Origin of the sequence: Paenibacillus sp. FSL H7-0714 (genome assembly GCF_038003765.1) — a bacterium.
Classification (GTDB): domain Bacteria; phylum Bacillota; class Bacilli; order Paenibacillales; family Paenibacillaceae; genus Paenibacillus_AQ.
The window spans coordinates 2,100,385-2,123,822 of sequence record NZ_JBBOPT010000001.1 but is presented as its reverse complement, the minus strand read 5'-3'; the positions used below and the strand labels follow the sequence as shown (position 1 = coordinate 2,123,822).

Sequence of the window (23,438 nt, the reverse complement as noted above, 5' to 3'; positions counted from 1 at the left end):
TCGAATAAACTTGCTCGACTTCTGTACACACTTGATTTTGCAATTCTGACTGTAATTCTATTAACACTTTTCCATTATATAGGCTATAAAAACGTAACCACATGATCTCTTTTGATGTGGAGTTGATACTTTTTGTCCTATAGAACCTTTTTTGTTTACAAAAGAAGGACACCTGAGTAAAAACTCAGGTGTCCTTCTCTCAATTCAGTATTTTTTGAGCAATTGCTGCTAAGTCCATAATGTCGATCTTTCCGTCATTATTAAGATCTGCACGCTTAGCCGTCTGCCAATCTACACTATTCTGATCTTTACCATAGTGCGAAGCTGCAATCGCCAAGTCACCGATGCTCACTTTACCATCCTCATTTAAGTCTCCGGATTTTATCGGCGGTTGCTCATCTGCCTTAATCTCGACTTCGATATTTGAAAGATCGGCTTCTGTCTCCAGTCCATTCGCGTCACCAAATACAGCACTGCTTACCTTTATGCTCGCTAACTCAGACTTCGTCACTGGCTTTGCTTTGAAGCTTAGTTCAAGCACCTTGGCATCACCGGTTAGACCAGTTCCCGTACTAGCCGTGATTAGGCGAATGGTTCCGATTGGATCATTCTTTGATTCTAACACCTGTATCCCATCGTTCATCGATTCGCCCGAGATGTACTCTAGAAGATTCTCGTCGTACTTCAATCGAATGTCTTGCGCATAGGTCGCATCCGTGACATTGCTAACGCCCATGTCAACTGTAAAGGTCTGACCTTGATTTATCGACTTAGGTCCACTTAAAGTTATCGCAGTAGGTTCATTCCGTTCAACAGGAACATATTCGAAAGCATCAATCATCGCAATGGTATTCGAAGAGGCGTTGTTCTTCGCCCCTTTCACGACAATCTTAATTGTATGTTCCCCTTTGGAGAGATCGGATTGTTGGAATAATACCTGCTGCTTCATCGTCGATGGACCATATCCATCAACAGCCTCTGCGACTAGCCCTCCATCGAGATACACATCGAAATGTCCGTGGTTTGCCTGCAAAGCGCTGATAAATTTAATCGATGTTCCTGTAAACGTGAACGACGCTGAAGCCCCTTGCTGATTACTATAGCTTTCTGTGCCCTTGTAATCGCCTGTGTCACTGTAAGGACTCCACGTTCCGGTATATACAATCGACGGATCTTTATCATCTACTTTTATTGGAAGCACTGGTGGCTTTACACTGGATACAATCTTATATTGCTGTCCTTTCACTGTTGGAAATTCAATCAAGTTCCCATTCACCGTGAAGTTGATGGATTCCTCGCTTCCAACACGAACGACCTTGAATTTATTGGATTGTACAAATCCAGGGTATTTAACAGAAGCCTTATTACCCTGCTTAGAAGTAAGCAATGCTTCTTTCAAGATCGTACCTTCCCAGCGCATATCCACTTCAAATCCGCCTCTTGCCACAAGTCCTTTAACGTTTCCGGTAGCCCATGCATCTGGTAAAGCAGCTAATAAATCGATACTTCCAGTTTGGCTTTGTAGAAGCATTTCCGCGATTCCTGAAGTTGCTCCGAAGTTACCGTCGATTTGGAACGGTGGATGTGTATCGAACAAATTGTCGAGCGTGCTGCCTCTAAGCTGCTCACCTAACAGTTTATGTGCACGGTTACCATCAAGCAGACGTGCCCATAAATTGATCTTATTCGCTTTACTCCACCCCGTTCCACCATCGCCACGAGAATTCAAGGTGACTCTTGCTGCTGCAAACAACTCCGGACTATTCACTTCATTAATAAGCGTACCTGGATACAAGCCGATCAGATGCGAGATATGGCGGTGCTGATCTGTTGGACTATCGATATCATTCTTCCACTCCTGCACCTGCCCCCAGCTTCCGACCTGCGGCATCCATAGCTTGCTTCGTTTCTCCATGACCTCGTTACGCAGCTGTTCATCCACACCCAAGATTTCACTAGCCTTGATAAACTGTGTGAACAACTCCCAGACTAATTCCTGATCATAAGACACACCGATGGATATATCCCCTTGCTCTGGAGAGTAGGAAGGAGATGATACTAGACTTCCGTCTGAATCTTCGACCAGGTATTTAACCCAGAATTGTGTTGTTTCCTTGATAATGTCATATACTTGGCCTCTTAAAAGATCTTTATCTCCACTAAAAGCATAGTGATCCCACACCTGCTGCACCATGAAGGCGTTGGCAGCCGGTGACCAGCCCCAATAAAAATCAGAGCCTGGCGCAGTATAACCAAATGGGTTGTTGACGGTATGAATCGCCCAGCCTTCCCCTTCGATTCCATGATGTCTTTGGGCTGTTTCCCTACCCGGCTCGCGCAGGGAATCAATATAATCAATGTACGGAATATCGGTTTCCGCTAAGTTAACAACCTCGGAAGGCCAATAATTCATCTGCACATTGATATTCGTATGATAGTCACTGTTCCATGGTGGATTATTTACTTGATTCCATACCCCTTGTAGGTTAGCAGGCAGTGAGCCTTCCCTGGAGGATGCGATAAGCAAATAACGGCCATATTGGAAAAATAATGCCTCCAAGCTTCTTTTCTCTCCGTCACTAACATTCGTTTTATAACCATTCAAAAGCTCATTCGTAGGAAGATTTGTAGCAACCCCACCAAGATCAAGTGAGACTCTATCGAACAGTTCCTTATAATCTGTCAAATGGGATGCACGCAACTGATTGAATGATTTAGCGGATGCTGCGTTTAGGTTCGCTTCTACAATTTCTTTTGGCGTCTTGTCACTCTTATACGTAGGATAATTATTGGCATAATCTGTTGCAGCGGTCATCAGGATCGTGACAACACTCGCACCGTTCACGGTAAGTTTCCCATCCTTCTCTGTTACAGTTCCTCCTTCATGCTGTACTTGAAGCTGCGCTTCGTATGCCATCTTATTACTGGGTACCTTTCCACTTAGCGTTAGTTTATTTCCTTCCCCCTTCACCGTATTGGACGGCTGAGCTCCAGTAAGGCGAACATCGAAGGTCATCGGCTGATGCTCATCCGTTGTCAGTCTCAACACCATGACCTTATCCGGATAACTGATGAAATACTCCCGCTTGAATTTTACATTACCCGAAGTATAGGACACTCTTGCCATGGCATCATTAAGATTCAATTCACGCCGATAATCAGAGTACGTCTGAGCACCGCTGTTCCCCGATGCGCTTGTCATCTCCATCTCGGACAATTGAATTTTCGTTCCGCCCTTGCTTACAAGATCGAATTTATAGAATTTATAAGCTGTAGCATTGGAAAAAGTATATGATTTCTTCAGTTTGCGGCTTGCAAACTCTTCATTGGATCTGTTATCTAGCGGGGTCCACTGCTGCCCGTCATTCGAGCCTTTCAGCGTCCAGCTCTTCGGATCCCGATCAGGCACATCATTCCCTGAAGTGAACGAATAGCCGGTAATTACCTTAGCCTCTTCATATGCCCACTGCACCCAAAAAGGTGGTGCTCCATCACCTGAATACCATTTCGTATTTACCGAACCATCGGTTAAATTGGAAATAGGCTCGCCGTATTGTGGATTATCCGAGCTCGCTGTTACCGTATACGCTGACTGACGGTTAAAATCTAAGAACACGTCACCAAATGCTTGATACGCTCCGAAAGAACTATCACCAGCACCCATAACACCAGTAATCTTCCCTACAAGAGCCTTAGCTTCATTAATTTTCCCTTCTTTTAGAAGCTGTCTTATGGTATCAACATGTTGCTGAGCACCGTCTTTAATACCATATTGGTAATTTGAATCTGCTCCAGGCCCACCACTCCACAGTGTCTTTTCATTAAATTGAATTCGCTCCTGCTCAACACCACCAAATACCATGCCACCCATATAACCATTTCCGATAGGGAGCGCCTGCGTCTCCCAGTTCGTGGCCGGTGCTTGATACCATAATGACAAATCCTTATCTGCCGTAGGCGCAGTTTCAGCTGCCGACTGAACATCTGCATACACTTTTGGACCTAAAACACCATTAGACGGAAGTATGCTGATAAGTAGCTGCGAGCAAGCGATCCATACAGATAGTAGAATTGCAGTCTTTCTGACTAATCTACTTTTACCGATTGGCATGCGTTGATCCCCTCTCATAATAACAACCACTGATTGTAAAAATGAGGCAACCTACTACTCCACAATCTTTTTCGCAAGTGCAGCAAGATCAGCAATATCTATTTTGCCGTCCTTGTTCAGATCTGCGTGATTAATCTTACTCCAATCTGGACTGGAGGAATCCTTACCGTAATGGGCAGCCATGATTCCTAAATCGCCGATACTCACTTTGCCATCGCCGTTTAAATCTCCAGGTAATTCCGTATTTACTGTGATCTGAATGGTTAAGGATGTCGATTGGAGCACGGATTCTTCCCCTTGACTGTCACTTATTATCGCTTGAGTAAGCCGGATAACTCCCTCTGTGTCTTGTATTACATCTGCTGCTTTGAAACCAAGTTCAACAATTTCAGCATCGCTAGTAATCGGATACTGACTACCCAAACTTGCCAAGAGAACCCTTAGCTTACCGGGAGTACTTGTAGATGGTTCATTGATAATAATTACGCCTTCCTGCAGTGAGCGAATTGAATCTGGAAGGTATTCCATGACAGCCGGATCAAATTCAAAGGTAATGTCCTGTGCATACACATCACTGGAGACACTGGTGATCCCATACTTCACGGTAAAAGACTCCCCCGGCATAACAACCTTCTTACTCCCTACTAAAGTAGCTGAAGGCATAGGATCAGATGCATCTGCGTTCACTACAGGATTCGTAAAAGATACACAGCTTAAAACCACGGCGATAATGGTCATCATTACCGCCTTTTTGTACCATCGACTATTGTTCAAATTCTTCTCACCTTCATCTTTTAAATTTTGTTCAGGATGTTAGCGTGTGTTATTGAGTTACGATTTGTTTCGCTAATTGAGCAAGATCTGTAATATCGATCTTACCGTCACCATTCATATCCGCACGCTTCGCTTGCTGCCAATCAGGACTTGATGAATCTTTGCCGTAGTGTGCAGCAACGATACCCAGGTCACCAATGCTGACTTTTCCGTCGCCGTTAAGATCGCCTGATATTCCTGTTTGTTCTGGTTTCACTTTTACAGAGATTGTAGCTGGTGCAGTTGCGGTCTCTGCTCCGTCTTCATCACCAAGCAGTACCTCTGACACGCTGATATTAACGGTAACCGTCTCAGATACTTCTTTTGCCTGGAATGTCAGCTCGGCAATTTGTTGATTTCCGCTTAATCCGTATTCCGCACCTTCACTCGCCATAATCAAACGAAGCTTTCCAGGTGTTTTAATTGTCTCTTCAACAATCGCAACACCTTGGATCAGTGATTTAGCGGACACATAATCCATGCGGTCAGCATCGTACTGAATGGTGATGTCCTGTGCAAATACCTTCCCGGAGATATTGTTCACATCATACCGGACAACAAAAGGCTTGCCGGAAGTAACGGATGCATCAGCACTCAATACGGCTTGCACTTGAGCCGTTTCCTGCTGCACTTGATACACTGTAATCTCGGCTGCGGATGCGAATTCACCCACGCCTTTTACAGCTTCCAGCTTAATGTGAGTCGCTTCCACCGGAGCGAAATTCACTTCCTTGAGCTGTTTGCTTCGCAGCCAGTTCCCGCTTGTCATGAGCGTGTAATTCACACCATCGGTGCTTGTGTACACGTTGTAAGCAGTAATTGTGCCATTGCCTTCATCCGGCCGAGGTAAGTATCCTAGCTTGCTGATGGTATACTTTCCGCCCAGATTCACCATTATCGACTGCGGAAGTGGATCAACGTTAAACCACTTCGTATGCCAATGTGTATCCGGATCGCCGTCCAATGCCAAATTCGGATCGTTTTCGCCTGCTTCATAGCTCGTAGCTTCTGCACTCATTTGACTTTGCGGAATTTCGGTTAGGTTGCTCTGTCCAGTAACCGTCACCACACTTGTTGCTGTAAATCCGCCTTCTTCCGTCGTCGCGGTAATCGATGTCGTACCCTGCCCTTTTGGTGTGACCATTCCCTTACTGTCCACGCTGGCAACACCAGGATCGCTGCTTACCCACTTAACTGTCTTATTACCGGCATTCTCAGGCTCAATGCTCGCTTTCAATTGAACCGGTGCGTCCAACGCCTTAAGTGAGAGTGTCTCACGGTCAAGCTTTATGCCAGTAACCTTCTGTCCGTCTTCCAGCGGGATGCCGAACAGCTTGAATTCACGAATAGCAGCCTTTGATTGAGCATCAGGCAGTCCGGTGATCGTAATTCTAGCGAATCTACCCTGGCTTCCAAATGTATCCTGAATGGTGCCAGTTTCCTGATTATTCGTTCGATTCGTTACTGTAATCCAATTGGAGTTCGCGGTTTCCCGAACTTCAATTTTGTACTGATAAGCCTTGTTACTGTGTTCAAAAGAAACTTCGGAGGATTTAATGGAATGCATCATACCGAGATCAACCGTCCAGCTATGGCTATTGTTCTTATCCGCTGCTGACCAGAATGTGTCCACATTCCCATCATTAGCGAGGCCAGCCGGATGCGCTTGATCCTCACTGTCCGCTGTAGCAGGTTTACCTTCTGAAATCAATCGAACTTCAGGAGCTGCCTTCGGCGCCTCATAGACATCGACCTCCGAAGCCGAAGCGAACCCTCCAAGTGCAACAGCTGCTTCAAGCTTCACATAGCGGGCGGAAACACTATCGAAAAGGATGTATTTTTTCAAGTTGTTTCTGAGCCAGGTACCACTGGATACCTTCGTATATGCTTCTCCATCTGTGCTGACGTAAAGGTTGTATGAGGTAATGGTTCCGTTCCCAGCATCCAGACGTGGTGCATACCGGAATTGGCTAACATTGCGAACCTTACCTAAATCGAGAATGATGGATTGCGGGAGCTTATCGGATCCATCCCATTTCGTATGCCATGCGGAATTCCGGTCCCCATCAATCGCTTTAGCTGCTTCCGCACCAGGCTGAAAGCTTTTCGCTGAGGCTGTCATCTCATTTTTAGGTATCACTGTCGGTGAAGGCTGTGATAGATCACGATACAGATTGATCTCTGCAGCAGATACGACACCCCCAACAGCTTCTGTCGCTTCAAGTTTCACAAAAACAGCTTCAACTGTATCAAAATTCACCGTCTTCTCTAGTTTGTCATCATTCCATTGTCCACTGCTTACGAGCGTATAGTTGGTTCCATCCATACTCGTATACAGCTTGTAACCTGTAATTGTGCCATCTTTGCCACCGTACTGTCGTGGCAAGTATTTCATTTTATTCACATACTGTTTAATCCCCAGGTCTAAAGTGATGCTCTGCTTACTTCCAGCATTTGCTGAAGAAAGCCATATCGATTCATAGCTGCCATCCAGCACATTAGCTGCCGGCGTATCCGAAGCCGCATTCGTTGCAGTTGCAATCATATCTTCCTGCGGAATACGACTTGGGTCTGTGTCCACCTGAGGCAGCTCAATTTTGACAGCATCTACTAGTGGAGTCGTATCTGCTGTAAAGCCTGCGACTTTCACAACAAATTCCTTATCAGTGGATATGGATGATGTTTTAATGTACAGGATGCCGCCTTTATCTTGCTTAGCATAGTACCAGCCACTTGTTGCGCCATCCCATGCTGCTTTGGACTGCAATTCAGGATAGGATGTTCCATCTACAGAAACAGCCTCCGGGTGATCTGGCATGTGGATTGTAAACTGATTCTTACGTGACTCCAATTTGCCTTTATAGTCACCTACGCTTGCTCCAACCTTGATAATCAAGTCTCCACTCCCTTGCTCAGGAGCGGTGGAGGTTATTAATGTTTTGGCAAATTTGCCTGTACGATGCTCCTTCGATATACCATCATCTTCATACATCGTAAAGCTTGACGATTTATAAGGATAAATATCATAAGTAATTGGATCAGGAGGAACCTGACCGTCGTATAACGATTCAGGATACATCGGGATGATAGCCCCGCCCTTTACTAGAAGCGGCAAGCGATCCAGTGGAGCATTGTATTCGTCTAACATTTTTGAACCGTAATGTTCTTCTCCTGTCCAGTAATCGATCCATTTTCCTTTCGGAAGATATATTCCGTTTCGCATAGTCGTGTCGGTATATACTGGCGCAACCAGGAACGATTCCCCAGACATGAATTGATACTGTGTTAAAGTTCCTTTGGAGTTCGGATCATTCGGATAAGAATAGATCATTCCCCGCATGATCGGAGCTCCGGACTCGTAAGACTCATTGAGATAGGTATACAAGTATGGTGTCAATTGCTGTCTTAGCTTCAAAGCATCCCTGTTATAGCTCGTATAAGGTTCTCCCCATACCCAAGGCTGCTTATCTTTGGCTGACCAACCAGACATGTTCATCAGGATTGGAGTGAAGATCTTCCACTGTAAGTCTCGAACGTAGGTTTTAGCGCTTCCTCCGAAAATCCCATCAATATCTCCGGTTGAGTACGGCATCCCAGATAGCCCTGCCCCGATCATCGACGGGATATGAAATCGAATATACTCCCAGTTTCCCGACTGATCTCCGGACCAGACGGTAGAATATCGCTGGGTACCTGCCCATCCACCAACGGACCAGACATAACCTCTGTCGTCAGAGTTATCTTCAATTCCTGTAAACGCCTGTTTGCTGGCACCCAGGGCGAAATCGTATCCAGGTCCCACCCAGGCAACGTCGAGTTTAGCCAGCCTTGTACCCTCTACACCAACTTCTTGCGCGATTTTATCAACACCATTTTGAGTCCATAGTCCGGTATAGAAACCTTCCTTATGTAATTCGTCAACGGTGTTGCCTAGATCCGTATAACCGCAACCGTATCCATCATTCGGCAAAATCCAGGCTCCAGGCATATCATTTTCCCGATATTTTTTAGCAATAAGGTTAACGACATCGGAGGTCTTTTCTGGATCTCTGTTGTAACAATCCGCATCACCAAGCCCCATACCCCAACGAGGAATCAAGGATGGTTTACCTGTAAGATCTGTATAAGCGTTCAAAATATCTTTCATTGTCTCACCGTAGAAATAATAAGCATCAAACCGATTTTCGTTATGCGTCAGCTTGACGGTCGAATCAAAATCATAAGTACCGCTTTGAAAAGTGTTTCGAAGCACTCCGTATCCTGCAGTACTCAAGTAGAATGGTGCAGGATTCGAAACCGTGCCGCTTCCCCAATCCCCATAGTTGTTAGCGATGGTAATTTTGCGATCACGATGATTGAAGAATCCATTCTGCATACCGCCGCCGTAGAAATATTCATCCTCACCCCGGATAAGCTGTTGTGAGGCTGACTGTCCGTTATAGTTCAAGCTAGCAGATTCTTCCCACACCACCGTTTGGTTGTCACTTTTGTACATGGCGAATTTTAACGGATTTTTGTAGGCTCTCAGCACGAATTTTCCTGTTTCCATCTTGTAATACGTACCTTCATCAGACCACTTTACGTTAACAGGTCCGAAATCATCCTTGATGACGATTGGCTCGATCGGCTTTTCCGCGCTTTTTCCTGTCAATTCCTTGAATTGCCCATTCACACCAAGCCAAATCCGGAACATATCCTCCCGCTGAAAAATCACTTTAATCTTGTCAGAGCCTGACGTAATCTCAAACGTGTTATTATCTTTCTTTACGAAGTCAGAAATGTTACCAACGGAAGCACCATGGGCGGTTTCCGGGCGAATCATGAGCCCTGTAACCATAAGGATCATCAATGCCAGCATCCACATACTAAAGCGATTATAAATTGATCTCAATCCATTCCCTCCATTCAAATGAAGCGGCAAGACAGGATACAGCCTCCACTGTAGTTTGAGTTCCTTGTCTTGCCGCTTGGATTCAAGTTGCTATTGTTATTCGATAACAATGTCTTTAGCTATAAGCACCAGGTCCGTCAGATCGACCTTGCCGTCACTATTGATGTCTGCCCGTTTCGCCTTATCCCAATCTGGGTCTGCAGAACTCTTTCCGTAGTTAGCTGCGACAATAGCCAGATCGCCGATGCTGACTTTGCCATCACCATTCAAATCCTTAGAAGGTTCTGGCACTGTTGTTGTAAACTCCACCTGAGCCGAGGAAGTGGCTGCGCTTATTTCCTGTCCATCGCTATCCCCAAGCGTTGCACGCTTTACAGTAATACGTCCGGTTTGGGGTTCTGTCAGATCCTTAGCCTTAAAGGTAATCTTAGCTACATCAACATCCCCTTTAATCGCACTCCCTGAACCTTGGCTAGCCAGAATCAGACGTACAGTGCCTTCTGTATTCTTCGTCTCAAGGATACTCACGCCGTCCACCAACGCATTAGCGGATACATAATCCATTAGTGAAGCGTCGAATTCAATCGTGATATCTTGGGCGTACACCGCCTTTGTAACATTGTGGAGACCTAAGGTTATGTCGAAATTCTGACCATAAGGAACGCTTTTCGGAGCAGCTAAACTTGTTGCCACTTCACCTGGAACCTCCCTAGCCACTGTAATCTTACTCACCGCTTTATGTCCTCCGGATACGGTAGTTGCAGTAATATCAGCGGTTCCTGCCTTTAACGCAGTCACGACAGCTTTCCCGCCTTGAACTTGAACAGTCGCAATAGCTTCATCGCTGCTATTCCAGGTCACCTGTTTATTCGTTGCATTCCCCGGTTGAAGGGAAGCACTCAGCGTTTGTGTTTCTCCGGCCTTCATCGAAATTTCAGTTTTATCCAGCTTGATACCGGTTACCGGAACTTCAGGAACGTTATTGCTGTACATAAAATTATCAAACACGGTAACTGAAGGACCGAAAACTCTAGCCCCCATTTTCCCAGCGTCTGTTGGGATCTGTGCAATAGCATCATCGAAATAAGTCGTTCCATTGATAATCAGCGTTACATGTTTCCCTTCAAACTTCACTTTTACGGTCGATGTTGTGCCTTTTTTCAATTTGGCGGCCTGAGCATTGCTCAATAAACCGTACGAATCCTGAGCGTTCACCCAGTACCAAGCACCTTGATCAAAGCCTATAGAAGCCCAATCATCATTATTGACATAGCGCAAAATAACACCCGTTCGTATAACATCACTCTGCGGCGTAATCTTAAACTCGATCTCACCATCTCCAATGCTCGGAGATTGCTGATCGATAAACAGATTATTTACACTGTTGGAGGTGAACTTAACGGCATGCTCACCCGCTTGATCAGGTGCTTCTACAAGCTCCATACGTCCGACACCTTTACCGATGACATGCTCCCAGCCTTCGAGCGAGTTATTCTCAAAGCTCGCTGAATATCTCACAGGCGCTGGAACTTCTACAGGATCCTCTGGGTTAGGAGCGTAGACTTCAAATTCATACATGGAGTAACCATAGGTTCCCACTCGCTTCGTACCTAACATTCGGACATATCTCGCTTGTTCAGTTGGGAATTTGACAATCTCTACTCCGCCAACGCCAGCGTTAGTCGTGTAAACGTCCCGCCAGTTCTCCGCATTATCGGATACTTGAACTTTATAGCCTTTGGCATAAGCACTTTCCCATTTGAAAATAACCTTGCTAATGTCAGTACTTTGGCCTAAATCAACATAGATCCACTCGTTGTCGGTATATTTGGAGGACCAGCGAGAAGCTCCCGTATCAACCTCATCCACTACAAGACTAGCCGGAAATTGAGGTACTTCGACGGAAGAAGCTACTGCTGTTTTGTGAGCAGCTAAATTGATGGTCCAAGCGGGTGATCCTGCTTCCTCCGCAATTTCTTTTCCTGATAGTACCCGATTAAAAATCTTGAATTCATCCAGTAGTCCAGTGAATGCTTTGGATGAACTGCCGATTATAGCCGCAGGTAGCATTGTCGTTACAGCAACAGAGCCTTTTAGATCTCCATCAATATACAGAGAAGTTCCATTTAGATCTCCTCTGAAGGCAACATGTACCCAGCGCCCAACAGGAATCGCTGCATTAAAGCTGTAATCATAGCCCTCTCGGGTGAATCCGGCATTTGGTGTCCCTTTCTGCTTCAGCTTAATTGCACCAAATTCGGATTCCATCAGTATTTTTTCATCTGATTCTTGTTGATCATCAAGCTTAACCCACGTGGAGACCGTCCAAGGGAAGCCCTTTATTTGCAGCGGTGTTTGAATATGATCTGAAGTCCCTGCAAACCGTACGCCTTTTCCTGTTTTTCCATCATCCACGCGAGTAACGCCAGCACCTAATGTAGCATTATAGGAATTTCCGGACTGATCAGAGACTCTCTGCGCGCCTTCTTCAAATGGATAATGAACAACAAGATCAGTGACCGTATTCACTTCATGTAATAAATTCGTTCCAGGACCTTCGCCTAGCTTCGCTGACAACTGCTGGAACTCGGTGAATGTGCTGTCCGTGGACTGGCCTCTCCACATCTTTTCTGCAAGGACAGGCATCGCTTTCTTCACACGATCGTGGACGTCCGCCTCACTTACTTTCTTGCCCATCATATCGTTCCAAGCCCCAAACATCGCACCGAGCAGGTTCGGCTCACCTTCCTGCAGCTTCGTATTTCCACCAAAGTTCGTTGGGTCCCAGTTATTAAACAACCACTGAGAATCCAGATAATCATGGTAATATCCAGCTTTCGGTACAATGTAGAGTGTGGAATCCACCGTATTGATAATTTTGAATCCATCTCTCACCGATGCTACCGGATCTTGCCAACCGTTATTCCAGGCGTTTACGGCTATATCCTTATCTACTACCGTGGTACCCGGGAATGCATTCAAGCTGCCCCACATTCTTGATTTCTTTCCCTTGCTCTTTAAGTGTTCGTTCATCGTGTTCAAAAACTCGCGATACTTCTCAAAAGTAGTCCGATCATTAGGTGCGAATTCATCGCCTCCAAAATGAACCGTTTCTGAATCAAACCATTCCCCATCTAAATATTCGTCCCACACATCCTTGATGAAATCGACCGTTTCCTGACGTGTAATATCCAGATGATCGACAGGCAAATTATCCTTAACCAGATCTGGTCTAACCTTTGTAAATGAAAGAGCATGGCTGGGGGTATCAATTTCCGGCGTGATGTTAAGCCCCCGTATTTTGGCGATGTCCTGCAATTCACGCATATCCTGTTTCGTGTAGTGTCCATCCTTTGCCGTTAATTCCGGATACTTGGTACTTTCTAAACGGAAAGCCGTATATTTGTTCCAATGCTCCCTGCTGTTATCCTTAAAAATCTCGTTATCGTTCAGATGGAGCTGGAAATCATTCATTTTGTAATAGGACATAAATTTGGCGTAATCCTTCAGGAAGTCTATCGTGAAAAACTTGCGTCCTACATCAAGCATAAAACCGCGTTCTCCATACTTAGGGAAATCCTTCGCTACCCCTTTTACAATGCTTGCCTTCTCAGGATCTTGCTCCAAAATTTGTAGTGCCGTTCTTGTTCCATAGAACACACCGGTCTCGGTGTTTGCATGTATTTCCACGTAATCGCCAACTTCAAAGTAGTAGCCTTCTTTACCAATTGATTCATCAGCTGACTTATCGAGCCTAAGCAGGAAGTCACCTTTTGAAGCAGGCTTATTTTGGACAATCGGTAAATCGTACCCTGTTAATTCTTTAAGATCCTCTTGAAAGACCTCTGCCGTAGCTGGTAGTTCGCATAAACATTCACTCGTGGGAATTACGATTTTGGAACTGTCCGTCATCTTGAAAGAACCACTACCGCCAGTCCACTCTTGTAAACTTGGTATCACTTTTGGTTTAGCATTCTCTGCTTCAGCCGCTGCTGCAAATGGTAGTGGAGTAGAGTAAAGCACTAGACAAAAAACTGTAAAGCCGTACAACCATTTTTTCATCTGTCATCCTCCTACTAGTCAAATCATCAATTTTGAAAAAAACCAGGTACATCATGTTTAGTTACTCACACATGTACCTGGCCTATGACTTTGATTACTCTACAATTTTGCGTGCTACAATAACCAAATCTTCCAATCCGACTTTGCCGTCACCGTCAATATCTGCTTTCTTCGCTTTCTCCCAATCAGGGCTTGCTGAAGTCTTGCCATACTGCGCTGCAACCATCGCCAGATCCCCGATCGTTATTTTACCGTCACCGTTGATGTCGCCTTGCGTTCCTTTCTTACCAATCTCGATATTTACGGAAGAGATCGCTGCCGAAATTTCTTTACCCTGATCATCTGAAATGATTGAACTCTTAACGGCGATTGCCCCATTTACCGTTTGGTTAACATCCTTCGCTTTAAAGGTTAATTCGAGGACATCTGCACTGTTACTAATTCCATGGGTCGCACCTTCACTTGCTACAATAAAGCGAAGTTTACCTGGGGTGCTGTTGATTGAATCAATAACGCTTACCCCACTAATTAACGAACGCGCCTCAACGAATTCCATAACATCCGCGGCATACTCTAGGGCGATGTCCTGCGCAAAAATCTTATCAGATAGATTCCGTAGTCCATATTGAACTTTGAACACTTCTCCTGGCTGAACTTGACTTGGCGCTGTCAAAGTAGAGGAAGCTTTTAACTCACCGTCTGTTTCTGTTACGATAACTCGGCTGGTCGCAGAGAAGCCCCCATCCATTGTTGTTGCCGTAATTACGGTTTCGCCTACCTTCAATCCCTTAACTAGAGCATGACCTTCTTGCTGTTCAACGGTTGCTACAGCTTCATCACTGCTGCTCCAGAGTACTTTTTTATTCGAAGCATTCAGAGGCTCTATTACAGCGTTCAATTCGCCCGTGCTGCCTACTTTAATCTCTAGCTGTTCTTTATCCATAGCGATGCCTGTGACTTTTACTACCTCTGCCTCATCCTCCGTCTTGAACACATTGAGTTCTGCAGCAGATGCGAAGGTACCCACGCCTTCTATAGCCTCAAGTCTCAAATGTGTTGCTTCTACAGCTGTAAAGCGAACAATTTTTGTGGTCTGATCGAGGGACCATGATCCATCTGCAATTTTTGTGAAATTCGTTCCGTCAACACTCGTGTACAGGTTATAGCTTGTAATCGTTCCATTGGTTCCAGATACTCTAGGTGAATAATTGAATTGATTAATGTTATATTTACCTCCGAGGTCCAAAGTAATGGATTCCGGTAAGTGTGCCGGGGTCCATTTCGTATGCCAGATTGTAGACATATCTCCATCGAGTGCAAGACTCGCTTCACCTCCAGGCTGGAAGCTACTCGCCGTTGCAGTAATTTGCGATTGTGGAATTTGCGTGTTAGGCATATACACATTAATCGTCGAGGTTGCACTTTTTTTACTTCCATCCATTGCGGTAGCAGTAATGATGGCTGTTCCCGCTTGAAGTGCAGTAACTTTTCCGGCCTGATCCACCGATACAATTTCCGGATGGTCAGAAGTCCAGAGCAGTGTCCGGTCCTGAGCATTTGCTGGTTTTACCTGAGCGCTAACAGTGCTTGACTGTCCTTTGTTCAGATCCATCTTATTTGGCGTTAGTGTAATAGTCGAAACAAGTACACCTTCCTCCGGAACGATCGCACCCTCATCATCGACGCGAATGTTATCGACCACCAGCGTACCGGTTAACTCCTTCTGACTGTTCAGCTTGTTTTTGATAATGGCCAGATAGGCATCTTTCACCCCTTCGGTTGTAAAAGACAGATCCAGCGTACTGCGTCCTTCTTTCAAATTCTCACTAACCAGATCACGAACTACCCCATTCTCCTTCACTCGAATAGCCACTGTGTACATATCCGTCTCATCCGAGTTGTAGTCCATCGTCAGATGGTAGCGGTTATCCTCCTTCATTCGGAGCGTGTGAGGCAATGTACGCAGCCATTCACCGGTTGCTTCTTCATTCGTTTTAAGCGACCAATTACCATCCAGAACATAATTCATGATCTGATTGTCGCCTTTTTCAACTAAATGCGTACGAACTGGACCTATTTTAGAATAAACAAAGGGGCCCCAGCCCTCATCAACGTTCTCGAAATCCTCGAATAATACAGAATTACCAACGTCGGTTTTGGTTGGATTCTCCCATACCCTTACATCGTCAAAGGTTACAGTCGAACTTCCATCTTCTACATTCAAATAGAGATTGGCGGTCTCACTAACCGCATCAAAGGTAACCTTAATCCGCTGGAAGTTCGTGCTCACATATTTATGCTGCTGGGCTAAAAAGCCATGCTCTGTGTTATCCAGTGTATTGACAACCTTGTCAGCCCCTTGCTTCACACCGATTTCCACGGTGCGTTTCCCATCTACTTTCACCCATACTGATGCAGAATACATCTTGCCCGGTGTAAGTCCGGTAATCTCCTGCTGAATTACTGCATCACCAGGACCCTTCACTTGAAGCTGGTCATCGGCGTTACTGTTCTTCACAAATTTAATGTGATCATCACTTGCAGCTGTGGAAGATTTCTTCCAGCTACCGAATGTTTGGCTGTCAAAGCCCGGGTCCTTTACCGAACTCCCTTCGCCCCATACCATTTCCGGCTCTTCAGCAGCTGTTGTCTTATACAGGGCATAACCAATCCCCGGCTGCGCGGTAAGTGTGACTTTACCTCCAGTTACTTCTACACTGCCAACATGCTCACGTCCTAAATCTGTCAGCTTATATAACTGTGCCGTCGTTACGTTACTCCATGAGTCTGGAAGACTCCAAGTCGTTTGGCCACCCGCTGGATTCCAGTGATAGATTTTATCTTCTGTCTCAGGACTCCATGGAATAAAGACCGTACTGTCACTAATGTTGCTGCTATCTGTCATGATAGCGATTTCACGACCATCCTTACTTAAATGGATCTTACCGTCCTGCTTACGTTCAACTACAACCTTCTTTTCAAAATCAATACGGTTATCGGTCATCTTGATGATCGGGAAATGCTGCATATATTTTGTTGGTAGATTGTGATTGAAGAATGCCGCACTAGTTGATTGGTAGCTGTAGAATGGAGCACTGTTCTGCCAGTAACCCACCCCTACCTGCTTATTCCCTTTCAGTAAAGGGGTTGTTAAGAAGCCATCCAGCGATTGATTCCGTAGGAAACGGGTAACCTTGCTATCGTCACCTTGGTTCGGGTACCCCGGATCTGTTCCCCAATGAACCCAAGCTGCCTGCTCAAACAGAGGTCCTGCAAATTCTGTTCCGAGCATCCAGCCGTTACCGTTGATATAATCTGCGAGTTTCTTCGCATTGTAATCGGCACCATCATATACATCCACATATACAAACGATAGGTTGTCGCCTGTGTCGCTTTTCAGCATATCCAGACGTCTTTTTAATTCACCGGATTCCACATCTTTGGTTTTGTTAACATAGAATGTTTGATCCAGCCAGCCCCAACCTTTACTCAATGGCTGATTCATATTTTCCATTTTGGTGCCGAAAGCATCCAGCGCGTATTCTGTTGCGTTAATGTGTACACCGCCGCGGATATTGTATTTCTTTCCTTCACTCAAAATATAATTAAAATCCTTCACTCCACCCTGACGGATACCGATATGACCGCCGTAATCTGGGTGAGAGTCATCATGACCTTCCGCTTGATATCCTTTGAATAGAATCAGCTGTCCAAAGCCATCCGTGAGATTAGAGATCTTCTTCGCATTATCAAAAGCACGCAAGAACGGAGAAGTTGTAGTAGATCCGATGTTCATGCTGATATAAGAGATATTGTCCCTTATCATTTCACTGCCGGTTGGAGCATCCGTATTCTGACGATATACAATAGCTCCATCTTGCCAGTCAACAACTTTGTCTCCATTCGCATCTGGAGTCAGTACAACCTTAGCCCAAGGCAGTGGCTCCGGATCAAGCACAGTACTTCCACGATAAACCCATGAGCCTCCTGATAACGCTGCTTTCTTCGTATGGAGTGCTGTATCATCGCCTACCTTAATACGTACCTTATCAAAACCATTTACTACATTGGTGATTACACTCGCAGCTAAGACGTCGGAGTTAACGAATGCGTATGCACGACCCCCACTCACGTCTGCTACTCCTGTCTTAAGATCGTTAAATTCGTCCTGTACAACGTTCCAGCCCCCAGTTATCCGGACAGCCGTTTCCTGCGCTGTAGGCTGGGTTCCAATTACAGAGACAAGGTCATGATCAGGGAATTCGATCGTTCTTACTTTTTCAGTACCATTCTCTTCAATGCTGGCCACTTTGAACTGAAGAATGTTATCCTGAACCTCCATTTCAACTTTGAGATTCACTTTAATTTCTGGAATCTGAAGCGTGTAGGCTGCAGACTCACCATGAGTGGCATCTGCTGCTTTTTTACTAAAATCAGAAGCGACTATGAAATAGGACTTCTCGTTGATTTTTATCTCATTAAATCCATTTAACTGTCCATACATTTCCGCGCCGCTGTCTAACCATGTGTATTGTTTAACCCGAGGGAACTCTTTATCGATTTCAACCTTCATGGTGTCAGAGCTTAGAGTTTCAGTAATCGTAATCGGCCTCGGTACTGGATCAGTGGATACAATTGGAGTTACCTTCACATCGTCAATCCATAGGGTCTTGTTATTAAACCAGCTGCGTAGTCCAATCTTCCCTGCACTTGTCGATAATGAGGGAAGACTCGTCGTAAGCACGTTATTGCCATCGATCGATAAAGCTACGCTACCTTTCTCATAGCGCAATTTGAGGGTATACTGTTGGTCAGCAGCAAAGGTAAAACTAGGAGCCGTAATATTTCCATACGATTCCGTCCCTCCTTTCATTGCATCCCAGCCCCAAGAACCCGCATCATATTGGATAACATTGTAGTTATTGCTATCGACGAATCGGTAGACCAGTCCAAATCGTGTGGCAGGCTGACTAAATTTTAACTTCACCTCATATTCAGCATTGGCAACCTGAGGTGAATCTTGGTCTGCTAAAATAACAACCCCTTGTGTCACCGCCTTAACAGCACCTTGATCCGCCGAAAAAGTAGTGGTCCCCTTAGCTGCAGCCCATCCCTCGATGTTGCCATCATTGTAATCTCTGAAATACACGTCCGATTCTTGAGCCGCGAATACGGCTGCCGATGGCAAGCCAAGCTGTACCCCTAGCAACAACGTCAATAGCAAGCTAACCGCTTTGTAACGTTTTCTCATCTCTACGACCTCTTTTCACTTAAATATAAGTAGAATGAACATTATCAATTCACATATTTCCTTTAATTGTATGTTTTTGACATCACAAGGACATAATGAGCCCTCCTTCCATAAGAAGGTGCGTCATTATATGTTTTTTTGTATTACTTGGAATTTAACAATCGCTTGATAACAGCGGCTGATTCCGCTCTTGTAGCAGATTCTTTTGGTGCAAATGTAGTCTGAGTTCTACCTTTCATTAATCCAGATTTCAAGGCAAAGCCCACCGACGCTTTAGCCCACGGGCTTATTTTACTATCATCTTTAAACGCAGTGGTGGAATCTGAGGCCATACTATCGACCTTTACACCGGAAGCATAAGCTTTCGCTCGCATCAGCATCGTTGTCATTTCTTCACGAGTAATGCTTTTTTCCGGAGCAAATTTCGTCTTGGACAAACCACTAATAATTCCGGCTGCATAAGCTTTCTTTACCGTATCTTCGTACCAAACTCCTGATTTCACATCCGTAAACGGATTACCTCCAGAACCTTCTTTAAGATCTAATGCTCTGGCTATAAGAGCTGCGAATTGTGCGCGAGTGATGTTATTATTCGGGGCAAAGCTGTCGGCATCCATGCCTTCAACAATTCCTTTAGTGACCATTTCCATGATATCTTGCTTCGCCCAATGTGAGACGATATCGCTGAAAATCTTGGTGAATGTTGAGGATTGATTCGGGGTGAATTCCTGATCTTTCAGATTACGATCAAGAACCTTTAATGCGGTCCATTTTACTGCAGTTGTACCAGCCCTTTTAGCTTTAAAGGTAATCGTGGCAATGTCCAAATTACCCTTTTCACCATTCACATTTCCGATCTTGGTATGGGCTATCGTAATTTCATTGTTTTTCACGATTGGAGATACAGAAAAGCCTTTGATCTTCGTTTCTGCTTTTACAATCTCAAGCACTTTCGGGTCAAAATTAAATTTAGCTTCATATGCGTATAAGTCTTGAATATCTTTCCCCTTTAATGTAACGGTGAACGTAGAATTAGCAGATTCAGTAGCTGATGTCTGCATCTCGAAGTCAGAGACTTTTTCAGCATGGACTGTACTCAACCACATGGAAGAACATAACGTACAGATTAGTGCGAATGTGAATCGTTTGCGTCTCATAAGAACATCCCTTCACCCGTGAATTTTAACTCCCCCCTATCATATGGATTTTGAAATCGGATACACATGATTTATTTTGTTCAACATTGATTATTTTTGTTATTCATTCTCTCTGCGATAAGCTAAGGGACTAATTCCTGTGATTTTTTTAAAAATACGACTGAAATGTTCTGGATTCACGTATCCTACTTGCTCAGAAACCTCGTATATTTTCATTCCGCTCTCCAGCGCCTTTTTAGCCTTCTCGATTCGCAGATTCGTCAGAAACTGAATGAAATTAACACCTATTTCTTTGGAAAACTGTTTGCTTAAATAGCTCTCGCTTACACCGACAATCTGACTAATATTCGACAAATGGACATCTTCGTTAAAGTTTTTCTCTATGAGCTCTTTCGTTTTAGCAACAACAGGGCTAAGAAAGCATTCCTTGGGTTGATCTTTCGGATGCAGCTTTTGATGCAGATGTTCCAAGAACAGTCGGCACCAATGCACCGTATTCTCCCAGGTTTCCTGCTTATAAATATGATCCGTGATAGGATAAGGCAGCTTATCATGAAGCTTTTCCCAAGAAACGCCTTTTTGATAAATTAATGCACTTGCCTCCCAAGTCATATCGACTACATCTGATTTGATAAGCTCAGGTGAACAAGGGTATCGCTGAATCAACAAGCTACAGCAGTGTTCATAGACCTCCTGCCATTTCATTAAATCCGGATCACTTAATGACTTCAGCATTTCGGTTCTAGCCAAATACCATGCCTCTTTCCAGTCACTTTCCTTAATAGCTGGACGCCTTTCAGCTTCCGGATAATATAATCGATTGTACCCCTGGTAGAAACTCAACCCTGCTAATCGTTCAGCTTGGCGGAATAATCGGTTCCACTGCTGATGACCATCCACAATATCACTGATGCCCATAGAAAGCTTCAAATTAATAAATTGCTTTAATCTCATGCTCACCTCAGACAAGATTATGTCTGTCAATCTACGAATGGCGATGATGCTGCATTGCTCTGGAAAAGAGAAGAACAAAACATAATGCCTGTCATCATATCTGCATACTTTGCAGATCCCTTCACTTCTACTTCGATTCGTTACCGTTCGTATCGTCTGCATAATCATACGGTGTGAATCTTCAAATTGAACGGTATCTGATAGCCTAAGAAGCGCAACCTCCAGATTTTTTTCCCCCATATGCTTTCGAACAAGCTCCAACGAAGGCGTTATATCATCATCTGTCACTTCTAAAGAATCCGATAGGCAAAGTCGATGCAGAACGGAACAGATCGAAGCTTCTACGTCTTCTAATGTTGATACTGTCTTTGAGGAGCTTTGCCGCCGCTTCAATTCATCCACAGTCTTAGTCAGTACCGGTGCAATATAAGTTTCATCTAACTTGGCTTTAACAATGTAATCAAAGGCGCCGAGCACAAAGGAATCTCTTACAAAAGAATAATCTCCGTATGCGCTAAGCATGATGGTTAACGGTTGATTCGAAAAAGTAGTGTTATTCAGTGCTTCGAGTAGCTCTACTCCATTCATATTTGGCATTTGAATATCCGCCAGAACTAGATCCACATCCTGATGGATTTTCAGCATATTTAATGCCTCCTTACCATCTCCTGCTTCCCCTGCAATCTCAAAATCGGTCGAAGCAATGGATATATACTCCCGGAGGGCTAACCTAGCTAATGGTTCATCATCAACAATGAGAGCTTTAAATTTCATCATAAATCCCTCCATAATTGATCTATAGGATTACCTCAAAGCCTCAACCGCTATCTCCCAATCATCATTCAATTTTTCTTGAATATCGGACACCTCAGCACCTGAAAAAATTTCTTGTGCAGCCTTCTTTTCATCAAACTGTATGGCATTTTTTACTTTTTCAAACTTCTCATCGATCCCCAGGTACATAAACGGCTCAAAGGGGTGCTTCTCTTGAACATTGTTGAAGAACGGCAGGAATGATTCAATATTGATCACTGTCGATGAATTTTGCGAATAATTAATATACACTTGGTAAACATCCCGGCTAAATACCCACTCCAAAAATGCTTTAACTTCTTCCGTATTTTTGGAGTTTTTATTGATCGCCATATATTGATCTGGCATAGTGATTGCCTGCAAACGCTCTGAAGTTGTCTCTCTCCAGGGCAATGTGAACGCATCTAAATCTTTATCATCCTTCATTTTGGATAAATGATCTCTAAGATACCACTGACCGAGTGCAAGCATAGCCGCTTTATTATTTTGAAACAGCAGCGTTGCCTGATCCACACCAATATTGAGTGCATCGGGCCCTGCTAGTTCATTCTCTGCTATTTTCTTAATCATCACTGCTGCTTTCTCGAAAGGAGAACCTTTTCCAAAAGGGCGTTTCGTCTGTGCGATTGAAGATAAATAATTTTCATCCTTGGATAGTAGAGGCGGCCCAAACTCAGTGAAAGGATAGAACGTCCAATTCTCTTTCCCGCCAATCGCAATCGGAATATATTTGCCATGCGCTTTAATCTTCATCATCACATCCATAAATTCATCCATCGTTTGCGGAATCTCTACGCCGGCCTCTTGAAAGATACTTGGATGGTAATAGACATATTCAGAGAAGGATACAAGTGGTAGACCAAGAATGGAATGATCTAATCTAGCGGGATATTTATTGTTTTTTGCTGCGGTTAATCCATCCAGTGGAAGAAGTACTGCTTTGTAAGTGAGTAGGTCATCTGGCTTCAGGTAAAAAATATCCGGCAAATCATTGGCTGCTAAACGAACCTTTAAATACTGACCGCTATTATCGGGAATTGTCTCTACTTCAACCGTTACATTAGGCTTAATTTTAGAGTAGTCTCTTACTTTTTCCGTCCAAAATTTGATATCTGTCTTCGCTTCCCACATGCCGAATTTTATTTTAATCGGTTGATCCAGATTCACCTTTCCCTGTTGTTGCTCTATTGCCCCTCCTTTGGGACTAAACTTACTTAAAGAGAAGAAGCCACCTACAAAAATAAGAGAAATGATCCCTATTAAGGACACACGGAGTATTATTTTCACTTCTATTAATCACAGCCTTCGAAAAAAAGTTTATACCATCATACCTCCTCTGAAGTTACACATGAATGATGTTTTCCCTCTGGACTATGATCTTTTATG

8 protein-coding genes are annotated in these 23,438 nt (G+C 44.3%); all 8 read right to left on the bottom strand.

The annotated features are described in order from the left end of the window. Positions 1–199: 199 nt before the first annotated feature. The 8 genes from NST34_RS09205 to NST34_RS09170 all read right to left on the bottom strand — a co-directional run bounded on the left by NST34_RS09205 (position 200) and on the right by NST34_RS09170 (position 23,339). Complete coding sequence (locus NST34_RS09205) at positions 200–4,111, bottom strand: glycosyl hydrolase family 95 catalytic domain-containing protein (RefSeq protein ID WP_341127601.1); 3,912 nt, start codon at positions 4,109–4,111, stop codon at positions 200–202. Between the two features lie 54 nt (positions 4,112–4,165). Further along, positions 4,166–4,885 carry a cohesin domain-containing protein gene (locus NST34_RS09200; RefSeq protein WP_341127600.1) on the bottom strand — a complete coding sequence of 240 codons (720 nt, stop codon included), beginning with the start codon at positions 4,883–4,885 and terminating at the stop codon, positions 4,166–4,168. 49 nt (positions 4,886–4,934) lie between these two features. Continuing rightward, entirely contained in the window at positions 4,935–9,815 is a 4,881-nt protein-coding gene (locus NST34_RS09195; protein ID WP_341127599.1) for a discoidin domain-containing protein, read from the bottom strand. 96 nt (positions 9,816–9,911) lie between these two features. Then, positions 9,912–13,877: a family 20 glycosylhydrolase gene (locus tag NST34_RS09190; protein WP_341127598.1), complete on the bottom strand. Its 3,966-nt coding sequence runs from the start codon at positions 13,875–13,877 to the stop codon at positions 9,912–9,914. A gap of 94 nt (positions 13,878–13,971) precedes the next feature. Further along, positions 13,972–19,128, bottom strand: a complete 5,157-nt coding sequence (locus tag NST34_RS09185; protein WP_341127597.1) for an endo-alpha-N-acetylgalactosaminidase family protein — start codon at positions 19,126–19,128, stop codon at positions 13,972–13,974. Positions 19,129–19,271: 143 nt separating this feature from the next. Further along, positions 19,272–20,285: an S-layer homology domain-containing protein gene (locus NST34_RS09180; RefSeq protein WP_340968507.1), complete on the bottom strand. Its 1,014-nt coding sequence runs from the start codon at positions 20,283–20,285 to the stop codon at positions 19,272–19,274. A 99-nt stretch (positions 20,286–20,384) separates the two neighbouring features. Next, positions 20,385–22,016, bottom strand: coding sequence for a response regulator transcription factor (locus tag NST34_RS09175; protein WP_341061648.1), 1,632 nt, complete (start codon positions 22,014–22,016; stop codon positions 20,385–20,387). 27 nt (positions 22,017–22,043) lie between these two features. Further along, complete coding sequence (locus NST34_RS09170) at positions 22,044–23,339, bottom strand: ABC transporter substrate-binding protein (RefSeq protein WP_143759572.1); 1,296 nt, start codon at positions 23,337–23,339, stop codon at positions 22,044–22,046. Between the last annotated feature and the right edge of the window lie 99 nt (positions 23,340–23,438).

What these genes read in the sequence shown, in the direction of transcription:
- NST34_RS09205 (WP_341127601.1), bottom strand. Translation starts at nt 4,111, where the DNA reads ATGCCAATCGGTAAAAGTAGATTAGTCAGAAAGACTGCAATTCTACTA.
- NST34_RS09190 (WP_341127598.1), bottom strand. Translation starts at nt 13,877, where the DNA reads ATGAAAAAATGGTTGTACGGCTTTACAGTTTTTTGTCTAGTGCTTTAC.
- NST34_RS09185 (WP_341127597.1), bottom strand. Translation starts at nt 19,128, where the DNA reads ATGAGAAAACGTTACAAAGCGGTTAGCTTGCTATTGACGTTGTTGCTA.
- NST34_RS09180 (WP_340968507.1), bottom strand. Translation starts at nt 20,285, where the DNA reads ATGAGACGCAAACGATTCACATTCGCACTAATCTGTACGTTATGTTCT.
- NST34_RS09175 (WP_341061648.1), bottom strand. Translation starts at nt 22,016, where the DNA reads ATGATGAAATTTAAAGCTCTCATTGTTGATGATGAACCATTAGCTAGG.